Origin of the sequence: Mesorhizobium sp. M0074 (assembly GCF_040322975.1) — a bacterium.
In the GTDB taxonomy this organism is placed as follows: Bacteria; Pseudomonadota; Alphaproteobacteria; order Rhizobiales; family Rhizobiaceae; genus Mesorhizobium.
The window spans coordinates 102,675-121,517 of record NZ_JAMYUM010000021.1 but is presented as its reverse complement, the minus strand read 5'-3'; the positions used below and the strand labels follow the sequence as shown (position 1 = coordinate 121,517).

The window sequence follows — 18,843 nt, the reverse complement described above, 5'->3', positions numbered from 1 at the left end:
TTCCCTTCTCCCCTTGTGGGAGAAGGTGGATCGGCGCGCAGCGCCGAGCCGGATGAGGGGTGCCGGAAGGAACTCGGCTCGAAAAAATAAAATGATTTGAAGGGGTTACATCTTCAATGCCGCGATCCTTCCGGCACTCCTCATCCGACCGAGCTTCGCTCGGCCACCTTCTCCCCAGGGGACAAGGGATCACCGACGTCGCCGCCTTCACGCCGCCGGCAAAATTCGCCGCGAGCGCTCTTGGTGATCCGGCCCGGCGCTGATAGTCTGGCGACAACTTGAACATGTAAAAGCGCCTGCTGCGTCCGATCTCGGTTCGCGCGGCGCCGGAAGGAACGACAGTGGAAGACCACGAAGCCGGCGCTGGCGCGCCGGAAGTGGGCGTGTCCAGGGATTCGCCGACGCCGTCCGGCCAGGCAAGCCCATCCACCGGACGCTACGGCCGTCAGGTGCAGCCCCGGTCCGGCAATGGACAGGCTGGCGACACGTCCCACGACCACAAGGGCCAGAACGGCCCGCATCAGAACGGCAAACCCAAGAAACGGCGCAAGCGGCGGCGCGGGCGCAAGGTTTTCGCACGCGACGAGGCTCGTCCGGTGATATCAGGCACTTCGGTGTCCGCCGCCGGCGAGGCCCCGGCCGCTCGCCCGCCCCAGCCAGCGGCTTCGATCGCGCCCCAGTCCTCGATCGCGCAATTGCCTCCAGCCTCGCCAAGGCCGGAGCAAGGTGCCCGCACGCCGCCACCGCTGCAGGAATTGCCGGTATTTGCGGCGCTCGATCTCGGCACCAACAATTGCCGCCTGCTGGTCGCGGTGCCGACGCGCCATGGCCAGTTCCGCGTCATCGATGCCTTCTCGCGCATTGTCAGGCTGGGCGAGGGCCTTACCGCCAATGGTCGGCTTGGCGGCGCCGCAATGGACCGCGCGGTCGAGGCGCTGAAGATCTGCGGTGACAAGTTGCGCAACCGCAAGGTCAGGAAGGCCAGGCTGATCGCCACCGAGGCCTGCCGCACCGCCGCCAACGGCGTCGAGTTCCTCGAGCGCGTCGAGCGCGAGGCCGGCCTGAAGCTCGAGATCATCGACCGCCAGACCGAGGCGCGGCTGGCGGTGTCGGGCTGCGGCTCGCTGGTCGAGCGCGACACGCAAGGCGTCGTGCTGTTCGACATCGGCGGCGGCTCGTCCGAAATTGCGCTGATCGACCTCACCGGTCAGCGCTCGCCAAGGCTTGCCAACCACATCGTCTCGTGGACGTCGCTGCCGGTCGGCGTCGTCTCGCTGGCCGAGCGTTTTGGCGGCCGCACGGTGACGCGCGCGATCTTTGGCGCCATGGTCGAGGATGTCGCAATGCGGCTGCGCGCCTTCGACGGGCGCGATCGGCTGAGCCACCTCCTGTCCAGCCCGAAATTCCATTTGCTCGGCACATCGGGCACTGTGACGACGCTGGCCGGCGTTCATCTCGACCTCGAACGCTATGACCGCCGCCGCGTCGACGGGCTGTGGATGGATCGCGACAGCGTCGACCGCATGGTCGAAAAACTGGTCGGCTGGGATTTCCAGCAGCGCGTCGCCAACCCTTGCATCGGCGCCGACCGCGCCGACCTGGTTCTGGCCGGCTGCGCCATACTGGAGGCGATCCGTGCCGTCTGGCCGTCGGAGCGGCTGCGTGTCGCCGACCGTGGCCTGCGCGAGGGCATACTGAGCGAATTGATGGCCGATGACGGCGTCTGGCGCAACAGCGGGCGGGGCCGGCAATGACCAAAAAACCGGAAAGACCGAGCTCCGCCGGCATTCGCGTGCTGAAGACGAAGATCAAGAAGAAAAGCGGCTTGAAGGAATCGTCGCGCCGCTGGTTGCAGCGCCACATCAACGATCCCTATGTCCAGCGCTCGAAGGCCGACGGCTATCGCTCGCGCGCCGCCTACAAGCTGATCGAGATCGACGACAAGCACCATTTGCTCAAGCCCGGCATGAAGGTGATAGACCTTGGTGCGGCACCCGGCGGCTGGTGCCAGGTCGCCGCCGCGCGTACCAAGTCGACCGCGGAACACCCGAACGTCGTCGGCATCGACTATCTCGAGATGGACGCCGTGCCGGGCGCGCCGGTGCTGCTGATGGATTTCCTCGATCCGCAGGCACCCGAAAAGCTGGCCGAGACGCTGGGCGGCCAGCCCGACATCGTGCTCTCCGACATGGCTGCACCCACCACCGGCCACAAGCGGACCGACCACATCCGCACCATGCATCTTTGCGAGGTGGCGGCCGATTTCGCGCTGTCGGTATTGAAGCCTGGCGGACATTTCCTCGCCAAGACGTTTCAGGGCGGCGCCGAAAACGAATTGCTGGCCAGGCTGAAGCGGAATTTCCGCTCGGTCCACCACGTCAAGCCGCCGGCCTCGCGCGACGAGTCGGTGGAGCTTTATTTATTGGCGAAGGATTTTAAGGGGTAGCGCCCTTTCCTTCTCCCCTTGTGGGAGAAGGTGGCCTCGCGAAGCGAGGTCGGATGAGGGGTGTTCCAGCTTGGCAACACGCTTGCAGTTATCATCGCCTCATTTCTTCCAACACCCCTCAACCGTCTCGGCGCTGCGCGCCGATCCACCTTCTCCCACAAGGGGAGAAGGGAAGGGGTCCTCAACTCCCCGGCGGGCTCACCGGCTCCAGCGTCTTCGGCGGCGTCAACCTGCCATGTCCCGACACGGCATTGCCGGCGTCCGGCGCCAGCCGCATGAACGACAGCGAGGCTGCCGCCGACACCGCCGCTACGATGAAGAAGGCGGTGTGGAAGTCGCTCAGCGTCAGCGGGCCGCCATGGATATTGGTCGACACTTCCAGGATGCCGCCGGCCAGCGCCACGCCGAGTGCGATCGCCAACTGCTGGAACACCGCCGTGATCGGCGTGGCCTTGTTGGTGTCGGCGGCCGAAATCTCGGCGTAGGCAAGCGCATTGATGCCGGTGAAGAACATCGACCGGATGAAGCCCCCGGCGAGCAGCATGGCGAGGATCAGCCCATAGGGCGTGTCGGGTGTGAACAGGCCGTTGATGGCGATGGACGCGGCAGCGATGAGCGAGCCTGAAATCAGCACCCGGCGGAAGCCGGCGACCCTGAAGATCAGGGCAGTGACGAATTTCATGCCTATGGCGCCGATCGCCGAGACGAAGGTGATCATGCCGGACTGGAACGGCGTCAGCCCGAAACCGATCTGGAACATCAGCGGCAACAGGAAAGGTACGGCACCAATGCCGATGCGGAACAGTCCGCCGCCGAGCACCGACGAGCGGAACACCCGATTGCGAAACAGCTCGAGCGCCAGCAGCGGATTCTTGGCGCGGCGCGCGTGCAGCAGGTAAAGCACCGCCGATGCCAGCCCGACGGCAACGGTGATAAAGCCGGCAACTGGCGGCAGAGCCGGCAGGCTGACCACCGACAGGCCGAACACAATGCCCGATGCCGCCAGCCCGCTCAGCACGAAACCGATGAGATCGAGCGGCGGCGTCTGCGCGGCGTCGGTCTTCGGCAGGAAACGCGTGGCCAGCCAGATGCCGATCAAACCGATCGGCACATTGATCAGAAAAATCCAGTGCCAGGAAAAATAGGTCGTGATGAAGCCGCCGACCGGCGGGCCGACCAGGGGGCCGACCAGAGCCGGGACAGTCAGCCACGACATGGCGGCAACGAGCTCGCTTTTCGGCGTCGCGCGTACCAGCACCAGACGCCCGACCGGCGTCATCATGGCGCCGCCAATGCCTTGCAGGAAGCGTGACACCACGAAAGCCGGCAACGAATTGGAAATGGCGCACGCGACCGAACCGACGATGAACACGGCGATCGCGGCGCGGAAGACATTCTTGGCGCCGAAGCGGTCGGCCATCCAGCCGCTTATCGGAATGAAGATCGCCAGCGATACCAGATAGGCGGTCAGCGCCAGCTTGAGCGCGATCGGGCTGGTGTGGATGTCGATGGCGATCGCCGGCAACGATGTCGCGATGACGGTCGAATCCATGTTTTCCATGAAAAGAGCGACCGCCAGGATAAGCGGAATGGTGCGGTTCACGATGGATCCGGTCTTGAAATGCGCGTCGCGATTCTTGCCGGCCTTGGGGGCCAAACCGACAGGTAGGGCGGTTATCATGGCTGGGCCCGAATGTCGCATTAATTTGCTGTCACGTTTGTGCGACCGCAAGTCTTGCATCACCTGCGGCAAATGCAGCTTTGCCACTACACAACCATCGGCTTTTCAACGGCCACGGGACGTGTTACGAGCCAGCGCCAATCCTGAAAGGGAAGAAGACGAGTCGGCGCTGTCCATCAGGGCGAGCGCCTTTCCTGCATTCCGAGGGCTGGCCATGGCAAAAATCATCGAGACGTCCACCGGCGCATTGGCGCTGACCTTTGACGACGTGCTGCTGCAGCCGGGTCATTCCGAGGTCATGCCCGGCGAGACCGACATCCGCACCCGCATCGCAGGTGACATCGACCTCAACGTGCCGATCCTGTCGGCCGCCATGGACACGGTCACAGAGGCGCGGCTCGCCATCGCCATGGCCCAGGCCGGCGGCATTGGCGTCATCCACCGCAATTTCTCGCCGGCCGAACAGGCCGAGCAGGTGCGGCAGGTGAAGAAGTTCGAGTCCGGCATGGTGGTCAACCCTGTCACCATCGGTCCCGAGGCGACGCTTGCCGATGCGCTGGGTCTGATGCGCACCTACAGCATTTCGGGCATTCCGGTGGTCGAGAACGGCGGCACCGGCGGCCACACGGTCGGCCGGCTCGTCGGCATCCTGACCAACCGCGACGTCCGCTTCGCGTCCGATCCGGCGCAAAAGGTCTATGAGCTGATGACCCGCGAGAACCTGATCACGGTCAAGGAGAACGTCGATCAGGACGAGGCCAAGCGGCTGCTCCATCAGCACCGCATCGAGAAGCTTGTTGTGGTCGATCGGGACGGCAATTGCGTCGGGCTGATCACGGTCAAGGACATCGAGAAGTCGCAGCTCAACCCGCACGCCACCAAGGATGCGCAGGGGCGCTTGCGCGCCGCCGCCGCCACCAGCGTCGGCGATGACGGTTTCGAACGGGCCGAGCGCCTCATCGACGCCGGCGTCGACCTTCTGGTGATCGACACCGCGCACGGTCATTCGCAGCGCGTTCTGGATGCGGTGACGCGGGCCAAGAAGCTGTCCAACTCGGTTCGCATCTTGGCCGGCAACGTCGCCACCGCGGAAGGCACCTTGGCGCTGATCGATGCCGGCGCCGACGCGGTCAAGGTCGGCATCGGACCAGGCTCCATCTGCACCACCCGCATCGTCGCCGGCGTCGGCGTGCCGCAGCTCTCGGCGATCATGTCGGCGGTCGAGACGGCGCAGAAATCCGGCGTTTCGGTCATTGCCGATGGCGGCATCAAATATTCGGGCGATCTCGCCAAGGCACTGGCCGCCGGCGCCAGCGCGGCGATGATCGGCTCGCTGCTGGCCGGCACGGACGAGAGCCCGGGCGAGGTCTATCTGCACCAGGGCCGCTCCTTCAAAGCCTATCGCGGCATGGGCTCGGTCGGCGCGATGGCGCGCGGCTCCGCCGATCGTTATTTCCAGGCCGAGGTGCGCGACACGCTGAAACTGGTCCCGGAAGGCATCGAAGGGCAGGTGCCGTACAAAGGACCTGTGTCTGGCGTGCTGCACCAGCTTGCAGGCGGCCTGAAAGCCGCTATGGGTTATGTCGGTGGCCGCGACCTTGCCGATTTCCGCGAGCGCGCCACTTTTGTGCGGATATCCAATGCCGGACTTCGTGAAAGCCACGCCCATGACGTCACGATTACCCGCGAAAGCCCGAATTATCCTGGCGGAGCCTGATCGCCATGCGCTTTGGCGCAATCTGGCGGCAATGATCCTGCGGCTGTCGCGCCACGCGGCCGCACTCTGTACCGCCACCGTGGCGGTTTTCATCATCATGACGGCGATGGAGTTCCTCTATTTTCGCCGATTGAGCGGCGGTCTGCCGTCGCTCGACATGCGCTATACCGGTTTCACCCCGGATGAGGGCATGGCCTGGCTAACAGCCCTCGGCCGGCGCGGCAGCGAAATTATTCTCGTCTGGCATTACCTGACCTTCGACCTGCTTTTTCCGGCGCTGCTATCGCTGACGATGGTCAGCCTGATCCTGGCCACGGGCCGGCGGCTGAAGAATTTCCGTGCACTGCCTGCGCAAACCCAGTCGATATTCGCGGTTGTGCTGGTGCTGCCCTACCTGCTTACCGACTATGCCCAGAATATCGCCGTGGCTCGTCTTTTGTCCGATTTTCTGTCGGCCAATCCGGATTCACTATCTTTCGCCTCGGCGCTGATCGTCACCAAATTCGCCCTACTGGCGATACCAGTGACTGTCATTGCGGCTTTCACTCTGATGGCTCAGAAACGGCCTTGAAGGTTGGGTGACAACGATAGGGGGCGTCTTGAACCAGACCGCGATCTTCTGGCCGATCCTGGCGCAGGTGCTGTTGGTCTATATCGTCTATATCGTAATGGGCCGGCGCCGCTATGGTGCGGTCAGGTCGGGCGAAGCCAAGACCGGCCAGTTCAAGACGCGCTCGACGGAGCCTGGGTCCAGTATCACCGTCGCCGACAATCTGAGCAACCAGTTCGAACTGCAGGTGCTTTTCTACGTCTTATGCTTGACGCTGCACGTGACCAATGGCGTCAATTATCTGACCTTGGCTCTGATGTGGATCTTTGTCGTCTCCCGCTATCTTCACGCGTCGGTCCACTTGACCAGGAATCGGCTAATCCTGCGCAGCAGGGCATTCTACCTGGGCGCGGTAGTTCTTGCACTTGGCTGGATATGGCTAGCGCTGCATCTGCTCGGCTTGATCTGAGCAAGCTCAAGGCTACAAATCGAATACAGCGATCTTGCGCTTGTCGAACCTGATGGCGAGTTCACCGCGCACCAGCTTGAGCGCGGCCTCGCCGAAGACGGCGCGCCGCCAGCCTTGCAATGCCGGCACGTCGGCTTCCTCGCCCTCGGCAGCGATGCGGTCGATGTCGTCACTGGAGGCGAGTACCTTGGATGCGACGCCCTCCTTTTCGGCAACGATCCGCAGCAGCACCTTCAGCAACTCCGCCGCGGCGCTTGACCCCTCCGGCGGCTGGAAGCTCTTCGGCAGCTTCGGCATCTCTTCCCTGGGCAGGGCAAGGGCAGCGTTTACCGCGCCAAGCAGTGCCGTCGCCGTCGACGAGCGCTCCCAGCCCTTCGGCGTGGTACGCAGCTTGCTCAGCGCCGCAGCGTCGCGCGGCGCCTGCTGCGCCACTTCGTAGATCGCATCGTCCTTGAGCACCCGGCCGCGCGGCACGTCGCGCTCGCGCGCTTCGCGTTCGCGCCAGGCGGCCACCGCCTGCACGATCGCCAGTTCCTGCGGCTTGCGCAGCCGCATCTTGAGCCGCTTCCAGGCATCCTCGGGATGCGGATCGTAGGTCTCGCGCGAGGTCAGCACGTCCATCTCCTCGTTCAGCCAGTGGGCGCGGTTTTCCCGCACCAGCTCGGCGCTGAGATGCTTGTAGACCTCGATCAGGTGGGTGACGTCGGCGAGCGCGTAGTCGAGCTGCTTTTCGGACAGCGGACGGTGGCGCCAATCGGTGAAGCGCGAGGACTTGTCGAGCCGCGCTCCGGTGATGCGCTGCACCAGCTGGTCGTAGGAGACGCTGTCGCCGAAGCCGCAGACCATTGCCGCGACCTGGGTGTCGAACACCGGATGCGGCACCAGATCGCCGAGATGCACGATGATTTCGATGTCCTGGCGCGCCGCATGGAAGACTTTGACGATCGCCTCGTTGGCCATCAGCCTGAAGAACGGTTTCAGGTCGATGTCGGGCGACAGCGGATCGATCAGCGCGGTCACCCCGGGCGCTGCCATCTGGATCAGGCACAGGATCGGCCAGAAGGTCGTTTCGCGAATGAATTCGGTATCGACGGTGACGAATTCCGCCTTTTCGAAAGCGGCAATAGCGGTCTCGAGTTCTTTCTGGGTGGTGATGACGTGCATCAAATCGCTTTTGGCAAGGGATAGGGTCTCTTTCAATTTCAGCCGCGCGCGCTTTCGTCAAGCGCAAGCACCTCTATCCAGGCTTTGCGGGTTCATCGGGATCGGCATTCCGCTTCGCCAACCGGGCAAAAACCGTCGAAGTGCGCAACAGCGCCGTAAAACGGCTGCGATGGGTGGCCGGCACGGCGGAGCGCGCCTGCATCCGGTAAAGGATGACGGCCACGAAGATCGCATAGACGGTGGCGCTGAACACGAACAGCGCGCTCGGCCCGAAAAATTGCATCACCGTCGAGGCTGCGAACGGCCCGCCGATGGCGCCGAAGGAATAAAACAGCATCAAGGCAGCGTTGATCAGCACGAACTCGCCCTTGTCGGCGCGGTCGTTGGAATGCGCCGCTGACAACGAATAAAGCGGCATGGCGAAGCAGCCGAAGATGAAGACGAGCAGGAAGTTGAGAAACGGGCTGCCGCCTGCCACGAATGCCAGCGCCAGTGCCGCCACCATCGCACAGCACGTGGTCATCAGCAGCACCGAGCGCCGGTCCCAGCGGTCGGAGAGATAGCCAAGCGGGTATTGGATGATGGCGCCGCCGAAAATGCCGACGCTGACGAAGGTGACGACGTCGGCGACCGACATGCCGATCTGCTCGGCGTAGACCGGCGACAGGGTGCGGAAGGCGCTGTTTGTGACGCCGACGGCGATACAGCCGAAGCAGCCGAGCGGCGAGATCCGCCAGACGCGCGCCAAATCGAGCTTGACGTCTTCCGGCGGCGTCGGATTGGAGCGGTCGCCGAGCGAAACCGGCACCAGCGAAACGGTGATCATCATCGACATGATGGCGAAGATGGCAAAGCCGCCGGCGCCAAAGATCGGGATCAGGAACTGGGCGCCCGTCACCGAGCCGATGTCGACCATCCGGTAGATGGCAAGCACCCGCGCCCGGTCGGTGTTGGTGACGCCGGAATTCAGCCAGGCTTCCATGATGGTGAACAGGCCGGCAAAGCAGAACCCGCCGGCAAAGCGCACGGCGCACCACATCACCGGATCGATGACCAGCACCAGAAGCAGCGTTCCCGCCGAGGCGATCGCCGCGAGTGCCGAAAAGGCGCGCACATGGCCGACGGATTTCATGATGCGGGTCACGGCAAGGCAGCCGAGCAGGAAGCCGGCGAAATAGAACGTGCCCATCAGGCCGATCGAGGAAGCGGGAAAACCTTCCTGCGCACCACGCAGCGCAATCAACGTGCTCTGCAGGCCGTTGCCGCCGAGCAGGATGCCGGCGGCGATCAGGAGGGGGATCAGCGGGCGGATGGAGGACATGAAGGAAAGCCTGTCGTTGATCCTTCTTGAACCATCGCCTTCGCCATTGCCAGCGGCAATTCCCGGTGGCGTTGGGGCCAGCCGGGGGCCTTAATGCATGTCGCGCAAAAGTGTGCAGCGGTTTTGCGATAACGACATGCATAAAAACAAGAACCTAAAGCGCGTCGCATGAGGCCGATCGAACGCGACACGCTTTAGGTGCATTACCGAGGGGGAAATTGCGCTACCGCGTGGCGCCGGACCCTCCGTGTTGGGAACCAAGGCGTATCTTTGTAGTTCAGTGCTGGTGGGCGAATACGCGTCTTGTGAGCTGCCGGTGTGCGGAGACGGTGTCAGGCATCGACGTCGTTTCTGCTGCCCGGCCTGAAGCTCCAAAGGGAGGTCCGCCATCATGAAATTTCATTCCGCATTTGCGGCATTTGCCGTGGCCGCAGTTCTGGCGGCCGGGCCGGCGCGGGCTGTCGACCTCGCCATGGTGTCCGGAGATACCGGCAACGGCCAGAGAATCCTTCGCGAGATCCTCGATCAATACGAGAAGAAGACCGGCAACAAGGTTAGCGTCGTTCCGCTGCCTCCCTCGGCGACGGACCAGTTTGGCCAATACCGGCTCTGGCTTGCCGCCGGAAGCAGCGACGTCGACGTCTATCAAACGGACATCATCTGGGCCCCCCAGCTTGCAAGGCAGTTCATCGACCTGACCGAAGCGACCAAGGATGTCGTTGGCGCCCATTTCCCATCGATCATCAAATCGCAGACCGTGGACGGCAAGCTCGTCGCCTTGCCGATATTCACCGACGCTCCGGCGCTCTACTACCGCAAGGATCTCCTCGACAAATACGGCGCCAGGGTCCCGGCCAGCTGGGCTGAACTTGCCGATACCGCCAAGCTTGTCATGGACAAGGAGCGCGCGGCCGGCAACAAGGACATGTGGGGTTTCGTTTTCCAGGGCAACGCCTATGAGGGGCTGACCTGCGATGCACTCGAATGGGTGAAGTCGAACGGCGGCGGCCAGATTATCGAGCCGGACGGCACGATCTCCATCAACAATCCGCAAGCAGCCGCGGCGCTGGAAATGGCGAGGAGCTGGGTGGGAACCATCTCGCCGCCCGGCGTTCTGGCCTACCAGGAAGAAGAGTCGCGCGGCGTCTGGCAGACCGGCAACGCCGTCTTCATGCGCAACTGGCCCTACGCCTACGCGCTTGGCAACAGCGAAAGCTCCCCCATCAAAGGCAAGTTCAAGGTGACCACGCTGCCGCCGGGGTCGGGTGAGGGCGCGCGCCCGGCAGCAACGCTTGGCGGCTGGAATCTCGCGGTTTCCAAATATTCGAAGAACCCGGATGCAGCGATCGAGCTGGTCAAATGGATCGCCTCGCCTCAGATGCAGAAGTACCGCGCCTTGAAGGGGGCATATCTGCCGACCATCCAGGCACTCTATGACGATGCCGACATCGCCGGCGCGCAGCCGGTCATTCCGCGCTGGAAGGAAGTCGTCCTCAACGCGGTGCCGCGTCCCTCGGCCCAGGCCAAGACCAGGTACAATGAGGCATCGAGCGAGTTCTGGACCGCCGTCCACAACACCATGTCCGGCGAGGGCACGGCCGCCGACAACCTTGCCGATCTGGAGTTCTCCTTGACCAGGCTCAAGGGCACCGCCTGGTGACCTCGCCGCGCTCAGGCTCGCTGCTGGCGCGTCAGCGTGTGCGCTCGGCATGGCTGCTGCTTGCTCCGATGCTCATCGTGCTCGCCGCCGTCGCCGCTTGGCCATTGACGCGCACGATCTATTTCGGCTTCACCGATGCCTCGCTCGCCGACCTCGAAGCCCGCCGCTGGGTTGGCTTCGCCAACTATTTCTCCGTCCTGCAAATGCCGAGCGGCCGCGTCATTTATGACGGGCTGCTCGCCGATCCGGTCTGGTGGCGCGCCGTCTGGAACACGGTGCGCTTCGCGGTGATTTCGGTGACCTGCGAGACGGTGCTCGGCATGATCGTCGCGCTGGTGCTCAACGCCAAGTTTCGCGGCCGCGGCATCGTGCGCGCCGCGATCCTCATCCCTTGGGCGATCCCGACGATCGTCTCGGCGAAAATGTGGCAGTGGATGCTCAACGACCAGTTCGGCATCATCAACGACGTCCTGCTCAAGCTCGGCCTGATCAGCACCAAGATCGCCTGGACGGCCAGCGCCGACACGGCGATGGTCGCCGTCCTTGTTGTCGACATCTGGAAGGCGACCCCCTTCATGGCGCTTCTCATTCTCGCCGGCCTCCAGATGCTTCCGCAAGAAATCTACGAGGTCGCCAAGCTCGACGGCGTCGGCGCGTGGAGAATTTTCTGGAAGATCACCTTGCCGCTCATCCGACCGGCGTTGATGGTGGCCATGATCTTTCGCGGTCTCGACGCCCTGCGCATCTTCGATCTGATCTACGTGCTTACGCCAAACAACATACATACCAAGTCGATGTCGGTGTTTGCCCGCGAGAGCCTGTTTGAGTTCGATAAGTTTGCCTACGGCTCCGCCGCCTCGACGCTGCTCTTCCTCATCCTCGCTCTGCTGACCATGCTCGTTCTTTGGCTCGGCCGGATAAGACTGGACAAGGACTATTGATCATGGGGGACTACTGACCATGTGGATCGTCAAGCGCACGGCTTTCTACCTCCTCGTCGCCGTTATCGTCGTCGTCGCGGTGTTCCCGTTCTACTACGCCATCATCACCAGCCTGAAATCGGGGACGGCGCTCTTCCAGATCGACTATTGGCCGACGACGATTACCTTCAGCAACTACAGGACCGTATTCACCGAGGGGACCTTCCTGCGCAACCTCGTGAACTCGCTGTTCATCTCGAGCGCCGTTGTCGTCATTTCGCTGTTCCTGGGCGTCACCGCCGCCTATGCGCTGGCGCGCATCCGCTTCCGCGGCCGCTCGGCTCTGCTCCTCACTATCCTGTCCGTTTCGATGTTCCCGCAATTGGCGGTGCTTGCCGGTCTTTTCGAGCTGATCCGCACCTTCGGCCTCTACAATTCGCCGTTCGCGCTGATCTTGTCCTACATGATCTTCACCTTGCCGTTCACCGTCTGGGTGCTCACCGCCTTCGTTCGCGACCTGCCGATCGAACTGGAGGAAGCTGCGATCCTCGATGGCGCCACGCCCTGGATCATCATCAGCCGCGTCTTCCTGCCGCTCATGTGGCCGGCGCTGGCGACCACCGGGCTCCTCGCCTTCATCGGTGCGTGGAACGAGTTCCTCTTCGCCCTGACGTTTACCTCCAGCAATGAGCAGCGAACCGTGCCGGTCGCCATCGCCCTGCTCTCCGGCAGCTCTCAATTCGAGATCCCGTGGGGCAACATCATGGCCGCATCGGTGATCGTCACCGTGCCGCTCGTCGTCCTTGTCCTGATCTTCCAGCGCAAGATCATCTCCGGCCTCACCGCGGGCGGGGTCAAGGGATGAGTGCATAGTTGAACTGCCGGCACAGAGCAGCGAACTCAGATTGACGCCTCGAGCACAAATTGATGCCGGTGAGATAGGGGCGGGAAGAACGCGAACTCGACCCGGCTGCCGCTCGCCTTGACAAATGCACCCTCTCATGTGCTTTTCGCGCAAATTTTCAGGCTGGGCCATCATGCCTCGGCCGCAACCCAACATCCGGACTTTAAGAATGACAATGCATCGTTACCGCAGCCACACCTGTGCCCAGTTGAGGAAAAGCGACGTCGGCTCCGCCGTTCGCCTGTCGGGTTGGGTGCATCGCGTGCGCGACCATGGCGGCCTGCTGTTCATCGATTTGCGCGACCATTACGGCCTGACCCAGATCGTTGCCGACCCGGATTCGCCGGCCTTCAAGATCGCCGAGACCCTGCGCGGCGAATGGGTCGTCCGCGTCGACGGCGAGGTCAAGGCGCGCCTCGCCGACACCGTGAATCCCAATTTGCCGACCGGCGAGATCGAAATCTTCGCCCGCGAGATCGAGTTGCTGTCGGCGGCCAAGGAATTGCCGCTGCCGGTCTTCGGCGAGCCGGATTATCCGGAGGACATCCGCCTCAAATACCGTTTTCTCGACCTGCGCCGCGACACGCTGCACAAGAACATCGTCGCGCGCACGAAAATCATCGCCGAGATGCGCAAGCTGATGGGCGAGGTGGGCTTCACCGAATTCTCGACGCCGATCCTCACCGCCTCGTCGCCAGAAGGGGCGCGCGACTTCCTGGTGCCGTCGCGCATCCACCCCGGCACTTTCTACGCGCTGCCGCAGGCACCGCAGCAGTACAAGCAGCTGATCATGGTGTCCGGCTTCGACCGCTACTTCCAGATTGCGCCGTGCTTCCGCGACGAGGATCCGCGCGCCGACCGTCTGCCGGGTGAATTCTACCAGCTCGACGTGGAGATGAGCTTCGTCGAGCAGGAGGACGTGTTCAGCACCATGGAGCCGGTAATGCGAGGCGTTTTCGAGACCTTTGCCGCCGGCAAGCCGGTGACGCAGAAGTTTCCGCGCATCGCCTATGATGTCGCCATGCGCAAATACGGCACCGACAAGCCGGACCTGCGCAACCCGATCGAAATGCAGGCCGTCTCCGACCATTTTCGCGATTCCGGCTTCAAGGTATTTGCCAACATCCTTGCCAACGATCCGAAGGCCGAGGTCTGGGCCATTCCGGCCAAGACCGGCGGGTCGCGCGCCTTCTGCGACCGCATGAACTCATGGGCGCAAGGCGAGGGCCAGCCCGGCCTCGGCTACATCTTCTGGCGCAAGGAGGGCGAGAAGCTTGAAGGCGCCGGGCCGCTGGCCAAGAACATCGGCGAGGAGCGCACCGAGGCGATCCGACAACAACTCGGCCTTGCGGATGGCGATGCCGCCTTCTTCGTCGCCGGCGATCCGAAGAAGTTCGTCTCCTTCGCGGGAGCGGCGCGCACCCGCGCCGGCGAGGAGCTCAATCTTGTCGACCGCGACCGCTTCGAATTGTGCTGGATCGTCGACTTCCCGTTCTTCGAATGGAACGAGGAGGAGAAGAAGATCGATTTCGCGCACAATCCTTTCTCGATGCCGCAAGGCGGCATCGATGCGCTTAACGGCGAGGATCTGCTCGGCATCAAGGCGTTCCAGTACGACATGGTCTGTAACGGTTTCGAGATCGCCTCCGGCGGCATCCGCAACCATCTGCCCGAAACCATGGTCAAGGCCTTCGAAACCGTCGGGCTGGACCGCGCGACCATCGAAGAGCGCTTCGGCGGCCTTTATCGCGCCTTCCAGTATGGCGCGCCGCCGCATGGCGGCATGGCAGCCGGCATCGACCGCGTCGTCATGCTTCTGGTCGGCGCGAGGAACCTGCGCGAAGTGACCATGTTTCCGATGAACCAGCAGGCCTACGACCTGTTGATGAACGCGCCGTCGGAAGCCAGCCCGCAGCAGCTTCGCGAATTGTCGCTGCGCGTGGTGGCGACGAAGAAAGAGGTTTAGAAAACGCTCCGAACCGGTGCTGTTGATTCATAAAAAAGCCCGGCATCGCTGCCGGGCTTTTTGCTTGAAGCCTGTCTCGATCAGTCTTCGTTTGCTGTAACCGTCACGCCAAGCGTTTTCGGCAGGTCGAGCGGGTTGGACATGGCGCCCGCCATGATCAGTGCGAACGGCACCGCTGCCGGCGGCTCGGCCGAGACCTCGATGCTTTGCGGGTCGTCGAGGAATTTGTTGACCGCGGCCGAAACCTGCGCGGTCAGTTCCGGATTGTTGAGCTGCGCCATGCCGAAGGGCACGATCGCCTTGGCCTGGTTGGCGATGTCCTTGCCGGACATGCCTTGCTGCTTGCCGGCATAATCGAGCAGCTTTTTGGTCAGCGAATCGTCGTCGAAGCGGATCGAGGCGCTGTTGAACGAAAGCTGCTGCAGCAGCCCGAGCATGGCCATGCCTTGCGCCGAATTGTCGGCGCCTTCGGGCTGCGCTGCCATCTTCTTCTGCATCTCCTGCAGTGATTTGATGACGTCCAGCGTGTAGCCGCCGAGATCGAAGGTCATGCCGAGCGTGCCGGCATTGTCGACCGATATTTCGTATTTCGACAAGTCCATCCTGCCGTCGGTAGGCTGCCAGGTTCCTTCCATCTCAAGATTGCCTGATATGTTCTGGTAGCCGAGCGCGTTGATGACTTCCTTGGACTTCGGATCTTCGACCAGGGTCAGGTCGGCAGCGAATTTTTCCGTAGTGCCGGAAAACGCCATGGCCTTGCCGTCGGCCGGCGGCGTGATTGCGATGGCAAGCCCGTCCATCGAGAAAGCAGTTTTGTCAGCCACTTTGACTGTCATGTTGTCGAGCTCGGCCGATTTGTACATCATCAGCGAGCCCAGCGGACCGCTTGCGCCTTCGGCCGGAACCGTCATGTCGTGGATGACGAAGGGGCTGAGATTGAGCGTGACGCCATCTTCGCTGTGTTCGAACGGCGACGTCGATACGGTCGCGATTTGATAGCCGCCATTGGCTTCGGTCACACCTTCGAGCTTGACGTCGCCGATCTTGAGCGCCTCCTTTTCGGCCGCCGGTTTGACCGCTACGCCTTGCAGAACCATGCTGGAGGTGTCGCCGGTTACTCCGGTCCAGGAGAGGTCGACACCCTGCGCGGCGAGGGCAACCTTCAGCCGGTCGGCGACCGCGGTATCCTGCGCGAACGCCGCATTCAGCGGCAGCGTCAGCAAAAAGGTCGAAAAAGCCAGTCTTTTAATAAGTGTCGAGTGTCTGATCGTCATCGAGAGCTCCCCTGAGAGTGTCCTGAAATTCTTTTCAAATCGTCGCGTCGTCACCATTCGGTGACGAACTGGACCGGAAAAAGGCGGGCCTCGGCACAATGGTCGAAAATCGCGGCCAAAGGCAAACCCGATCCATCAGCCTTGCGATAGAAGCAGGATGTAACGGGTTGATGTTGGCCGGCGTCGTGACGCTTCCAATTCCTGTTGCATAATGGATGTCGCGCAAAAGTGTGCAGCGGGTTTTGCGATAACGGCATGTATCAAAACAAGGACCTAAAGCGTCGCATGGGGCCGGTCGAATGCGACTCGCTTTAGGAGGATGCATACCGGTGCCTCTTGCCGCGAATCACCCGCTCGGCTAGTGCCAGCCCATGGGAAAAAGGCTTTTGCCGCCCGAGAGTGGCGGCGGCGACAATATCGAGCCGGTCGATCTGAAGAAGGCGCTGGAAGAGCGCTATCTCGCCTACGCGCTGTCGACCATCATGCACCGGGCACTGCCAGACGTGCGCGACGGGCTGAAGCCGGTGCATCGTCGCATCATGCATGCCATGCGTCTGTTGCGGCTCAACCCCGACCAGGGCTTTGCCAAATGCGCCCGCATCGTCGGCGAGGTGATGGGCAAATTCCATCCGCATGGCGACCAGTCGATCTACGACGCGTTGGTGCGGTTGGCGCAGGATTTTTCGATGCGCTACCCGCTGGTCGACGGGCAGGGCAATTTCGGCAATATCGACGGCGATAACGCCGCCGCCATGCGCTACACCGAAGCGCGCATGACCGAAGTGTCGACGCTGCTGCTGGAAGGCATCACCGAGGACGCCGTCGATTTCCGCCCGACCTACAACGAGGAAGACGAGGAGCCGGCCGTGCTGCCCGGCGCCTTCCCGAACCTGCTCGCCAACGGCTCGTCCGGCATCGCCGTCGGCATGGCGACCTCGATCCCGCCGCACAATGCGGCCGAGCTCTGCGACGCCGCGCTTCACCTGATTGATCATCCGGATGCGCCCGTCACCAAGCTGATGGATTTCGTGCAAGGTCCGGATTTCCCGACCGGCGGCATCATCGTCGACAGCCGAGCCTCGATCCTCGAAGCCTACGAAACGGGTCGCGGTGGTTTCCGCGTCAGGGCGAAATGGAGCCAGGAGGACCAGGGGAGGGGCACCTGGAACATAGTCGTCACCGAAATCCCCTACGGCGTCCAGAAGGCCCGGCTGATCGAAAAGATCGCCGAGCTCTTGATGGCGCGCAAGCTTCCGTTGCTCGAGGATATCCGCGACGAGAGCGCCGAGGACATCCGCGTCGTGCTGGTGCCGAAGAGCCGCTCGGTCGATCCCGGCATCATGATGGAATCGCTGTTCAAGCTGACCGAGCTCGAAAGCCGCTTTCCGCTCAACATGAACGTGTTGTCGCGCGGCAAGGTGCCGAACGTGCTGTCACTGAAAGGCGTGCTCAAGGAGTGGCTTGAGCACCGCCGCGACGTCTTGATCCGCCGCTCCAAGCACCGCCTCGGCGAGATCGAGAGGCGGCTGGAGATCCTCGCCGGCTATCTGATCGCCTACCTCAACATCGACGAGGTGATCAGGATCATCCGCGAGGAGGACGAGCCCAAGCAGGTGATGATGGCCCGCTGGTCACTCACCGACACCCAGGCCGAAGCCATCCTCAACATGCGGCTGAGGGCGCTGCGCAAGCTCGAGGAATTCGAGATCCGTGAGGAATTCAACGGCCTGAGCGGCGAGAAGAAGCAGATCGAGGCATTGCTCGCATCCGACGCCAAACAGTGGGCGACGATCAAGTGGGAAGTCGCCAGCATCCGTGAGAAATTCGGACCGGAGACCGAGATCGGCAAGCGCCGGACCGAGTTCGCCGATGCGCCCGAACATGACCTGACCGATATCGCCCATGCCATGATCGAGCGCGAGCCGGTCACTGTCGTCGTTTCGGAAAAGGGCTGGCTGAGGGCCATGAAAGGTCATCTGACCGACCATTCGGCCCTGACCTTCAAGGAAGGCGACAGCCTCAAGCTCGCCTTCCACGCCCAGACGACCGACAAGGTGCTGGTCTCCACCACCGGCGGCAAGTTCTACACGATCGGCGCCGACCGGCTGCCTGGTGGGCGTGGCCACGGCGAGCCGATCCGCATCATCGTCGACATGGACAACGACCAGGATATCGTCACCGCCTTCGTCCATGATCCCAAGCGCAAGCTGCTGCTGGTGTCGCATGACGGCAACGGTTTCATCGTGCCGGAAGAAGAAGTCGTCGCCAACACCCGCAAGGGCAAGCAGGTGATGAACGTCAAGGCGCCCGACGAAGCCCAGCGCTGCATAAGCGTCGCCGGCGACCATCTCGCCATTGTCGGCGAGAATCGCAAGATGCTGGTATTCCCGCTGGCCGAGATCCCGGAGATGGGGCGCGGCAAGGGCGTGCGCCTGCAGAAATACAAAGATGGCGGCGTCCTCGACCTCAAGACCTTCACGCTCGCAAGCGGCCTGTCCTGGCAGGATTCGGCAGACCGCACCTTCACCAAATCGCGTGACGAGCTTGCCGAATGGATTGGCGCCCGCGCCTCGGCCGGCCGCATGGTGCCGAAGGGTTTCCCGAGGACTGGCAAGTTCGGGTGAAGCGGTAATCTCCCCCCTTGAGGGGGAGATGGCCGGCAGGCCAGAGGGGGTCCCCGCGCATGAAGCGCCAGCCTCCTTTGTTCGTGGTAAGGTCGCGTCAGGACGTCCCGACCCCTCTGTCGCCTTCGGCGACATCTCCCCCTCAAG

14 protein-coding genes are annotated in these 18,843 nt (G+C 62.8%); 10 read left to right on the top strand and 4 right to left on the bottom strand.

What is annotated here, in order from left to right:
* The first annotated feature begins 341 nt into the window (after positions 1–341).
* The gene (locus NKJ73_RS25525; RefSeq protein WP_352571487.1) at positions 342–1,754 is read left to right on the top strand and encodes a Ppx/GppA phosphatase family protein; all 1,413 of its coding nucleotides are present in this window, start codon (positions 342–344) and stop codon (positions 1,752–1,754) included.
* Positions 1,751–2,446: an RlmE family RNA methyltransferase gene (locus NKJ73_RS25520; protein ID WP_023674449.1), complete on the top strand. Its 696-nt coding sequence runs from the start codon at positions 1,751–1,753 to the stop codon at positions 2,444–2,446. Before NKJ73_RS25525 ends, NKJ73_RS25520 begins: the two co-directional genes overlap by 4 nt.
* 181 nt (positions 2,447–2,627) lie before the next feature.
* Here NKJ73_RS25520 and NKJ73_RS25515 read toward each other — a convergent pair whose 3' ends face one another.
* On the bottom strand, positions 2,628–4,049 hold the full coding sequence (locus NKJ73_RS25515) for an MFS transporter (RefSeq protein ID WP_352571508.1): 1,422 nt from the start codon (positions 4,047–4,049) through the stop codon (positions 2,628–2,630).
* Positions 4,050–4,341: 292 nt separating this feature from the next.
* Here NKJ73_RS25515 and guaB point away from each other — a divergent pair, with 292 nt between their 5' ends.
* From guaB to NKJ73_RS25500, 3 genes are read left to right on the top strand one after another with little or no spacing between them, the layout of a single operon-like run.
* The gene (gene guaB, locus NKJ73_RS25510) at positions 4,342–5,844 is read left to right on the top strand and encodes an IMP dehydrogenase (protein ID WP_352458563.1); all 1,503 of its coding nucleotides are present in this window, start codon (positions 4,342–4,344) and stop codon (positions 5,842–5,844) included.
* A gap of 31 nt (positions 5,845–5,875) precedes the next feature.
* A complete protein-coding gene (locus NKJ73_RS25505; RefSeq protein ID WP_352571507.1) occupies positions 5,876–6,415 on the top strand; it encodes a hypothetical protein in 540 nt (179 codons plus the stop codon).
* A gap of 28 nt (positions 6,416–6,443) precedes the next feature.
* Positions 6,444–6,863, top strand: a complete 420-nt coding sequence (locus NKJ73_RS25500) for an MAPEG family protein (protein ID WP_352571486.1) — start codon at positions 6,444–6,446, stop codon at positions 6,861–6,863.
* Between the two features lie 12 nt (positions 6,864–6,875).
* On the opposite strand, the gene rnd is transcribed toward NKJ73_RS25500, so the two are convergent.
* The gene (gene rnd, locus NKJ73_RS25495) at positions 6,876–8,027 is read right to left on the bottom strand and encodes a ribonuclease D (protein ID WP_023674454.1); all 1,152 of its coding nucleotides are present in this window, start codon (positions 8,025–8,027) and stop codon (positions 6,876–6,878) included.
* Between the two features lie 73 nt (positions 8,028–8,100).
* Positions 8,101–9,348, bottom strand: a complete 1,248-nt coding sequence (locus NKJ73_RS25490) for an MFS transporter (protein ID WP_023674455.1) — start codon at positions 9,346–9,348, stop codon at positions 8,101–8,103.
* Positions 9,349–9,739: 391 nt separating this feature from the next.
* Between NKJ73_RS25490 and NKJ73_RS25485 the strand changes: the two genes are divergently transcribed.
* From NKJ73_RS25485 to aspS, 4 genes are all read left to right on the top strand, one after another.
* On the top strand, positions 9,740–11,008 hold the full coding sequence (locus NKJ73_RS25485; protein WP_352458565.1) for an ABC transporter substrate-binding protein: 1,269 nt from the start codon (positions 9,740–9,742) through the stop codon (positions 11,006–11,008).
* A gap of 68 nt (positions 11,009–11,076) precedes the next feature.
* Positions 11,077–11,949 carry a carbohydrate ABC transporter permease gene (locus NKJ73_RS25480; RefSeq protein WP_352571506.1) on the top strand — a complete coding sequence of 291 codons (873 nt, stop codon included), beginning with the start codon at positions 11,077–11,079 and terminating at the stop codon, positions 11,947–11,949.
* Positions 11,950–11,968: 19 nt separating this feature from the next.
* Positions 11,969–12,793, top strand: coding sequence for a carbohydrate ABC transporter permease (locus NKJ73_RS25475; RefSeq protein ID WP_352571485.1), 825 nt, complete (start codon positions 11,969–11,971; stop codon positions 12,791–12,793).
* Positions 12,794–13,007: 214 nt separating this feature from the next.
* Positions 13,008–14,798 (top strand): aspartate--tRNA ligase, encoded by a 1,791-nt coding sequence (gene aspS / locus NKJ73_RS25470; RefSeq protein WP_352571505.1) that lies wholly within the window; start codon positions 13,008–13,010, stop codon positions 14,796–14,798.
* 80 nt (positions 14,799–14,878) lie between these two features.
* On the opposite strand, the gene NKJ73_RS25465 is transcribed toward aspS, so the two are convergent.
* Positions 14,879–16,072 (bottom strand): aq_1923 C-terminal domain, encoded by a 1,194-nt coding sequence (locus NKJ73_RS25465; protein WP_352571484.1) that lies wholly within the window; start codon positions 16,070–16,072, stop codon positions 14,879–14,881.
* Between the two features lie 371 nt (positions 16,073–16,443).
* Here NKJ73_RS25465 and parC point away from each other — a divergent pair, with 371 nt between their 5' ends.
* Complete coding sequence (parC, locus tag NKJ73_RS25460) at positions 16,444–18,696, top strand: DNA topoisomerase IV subunit A (RefSeq protein ID WP_352571483.1); 2,253 nt, start codon at positions 16,444–16,446, stop codon at positions 18,694–18,696.
* Positions 18,697–18,843 lie beyond the last annotated feature (147 nt).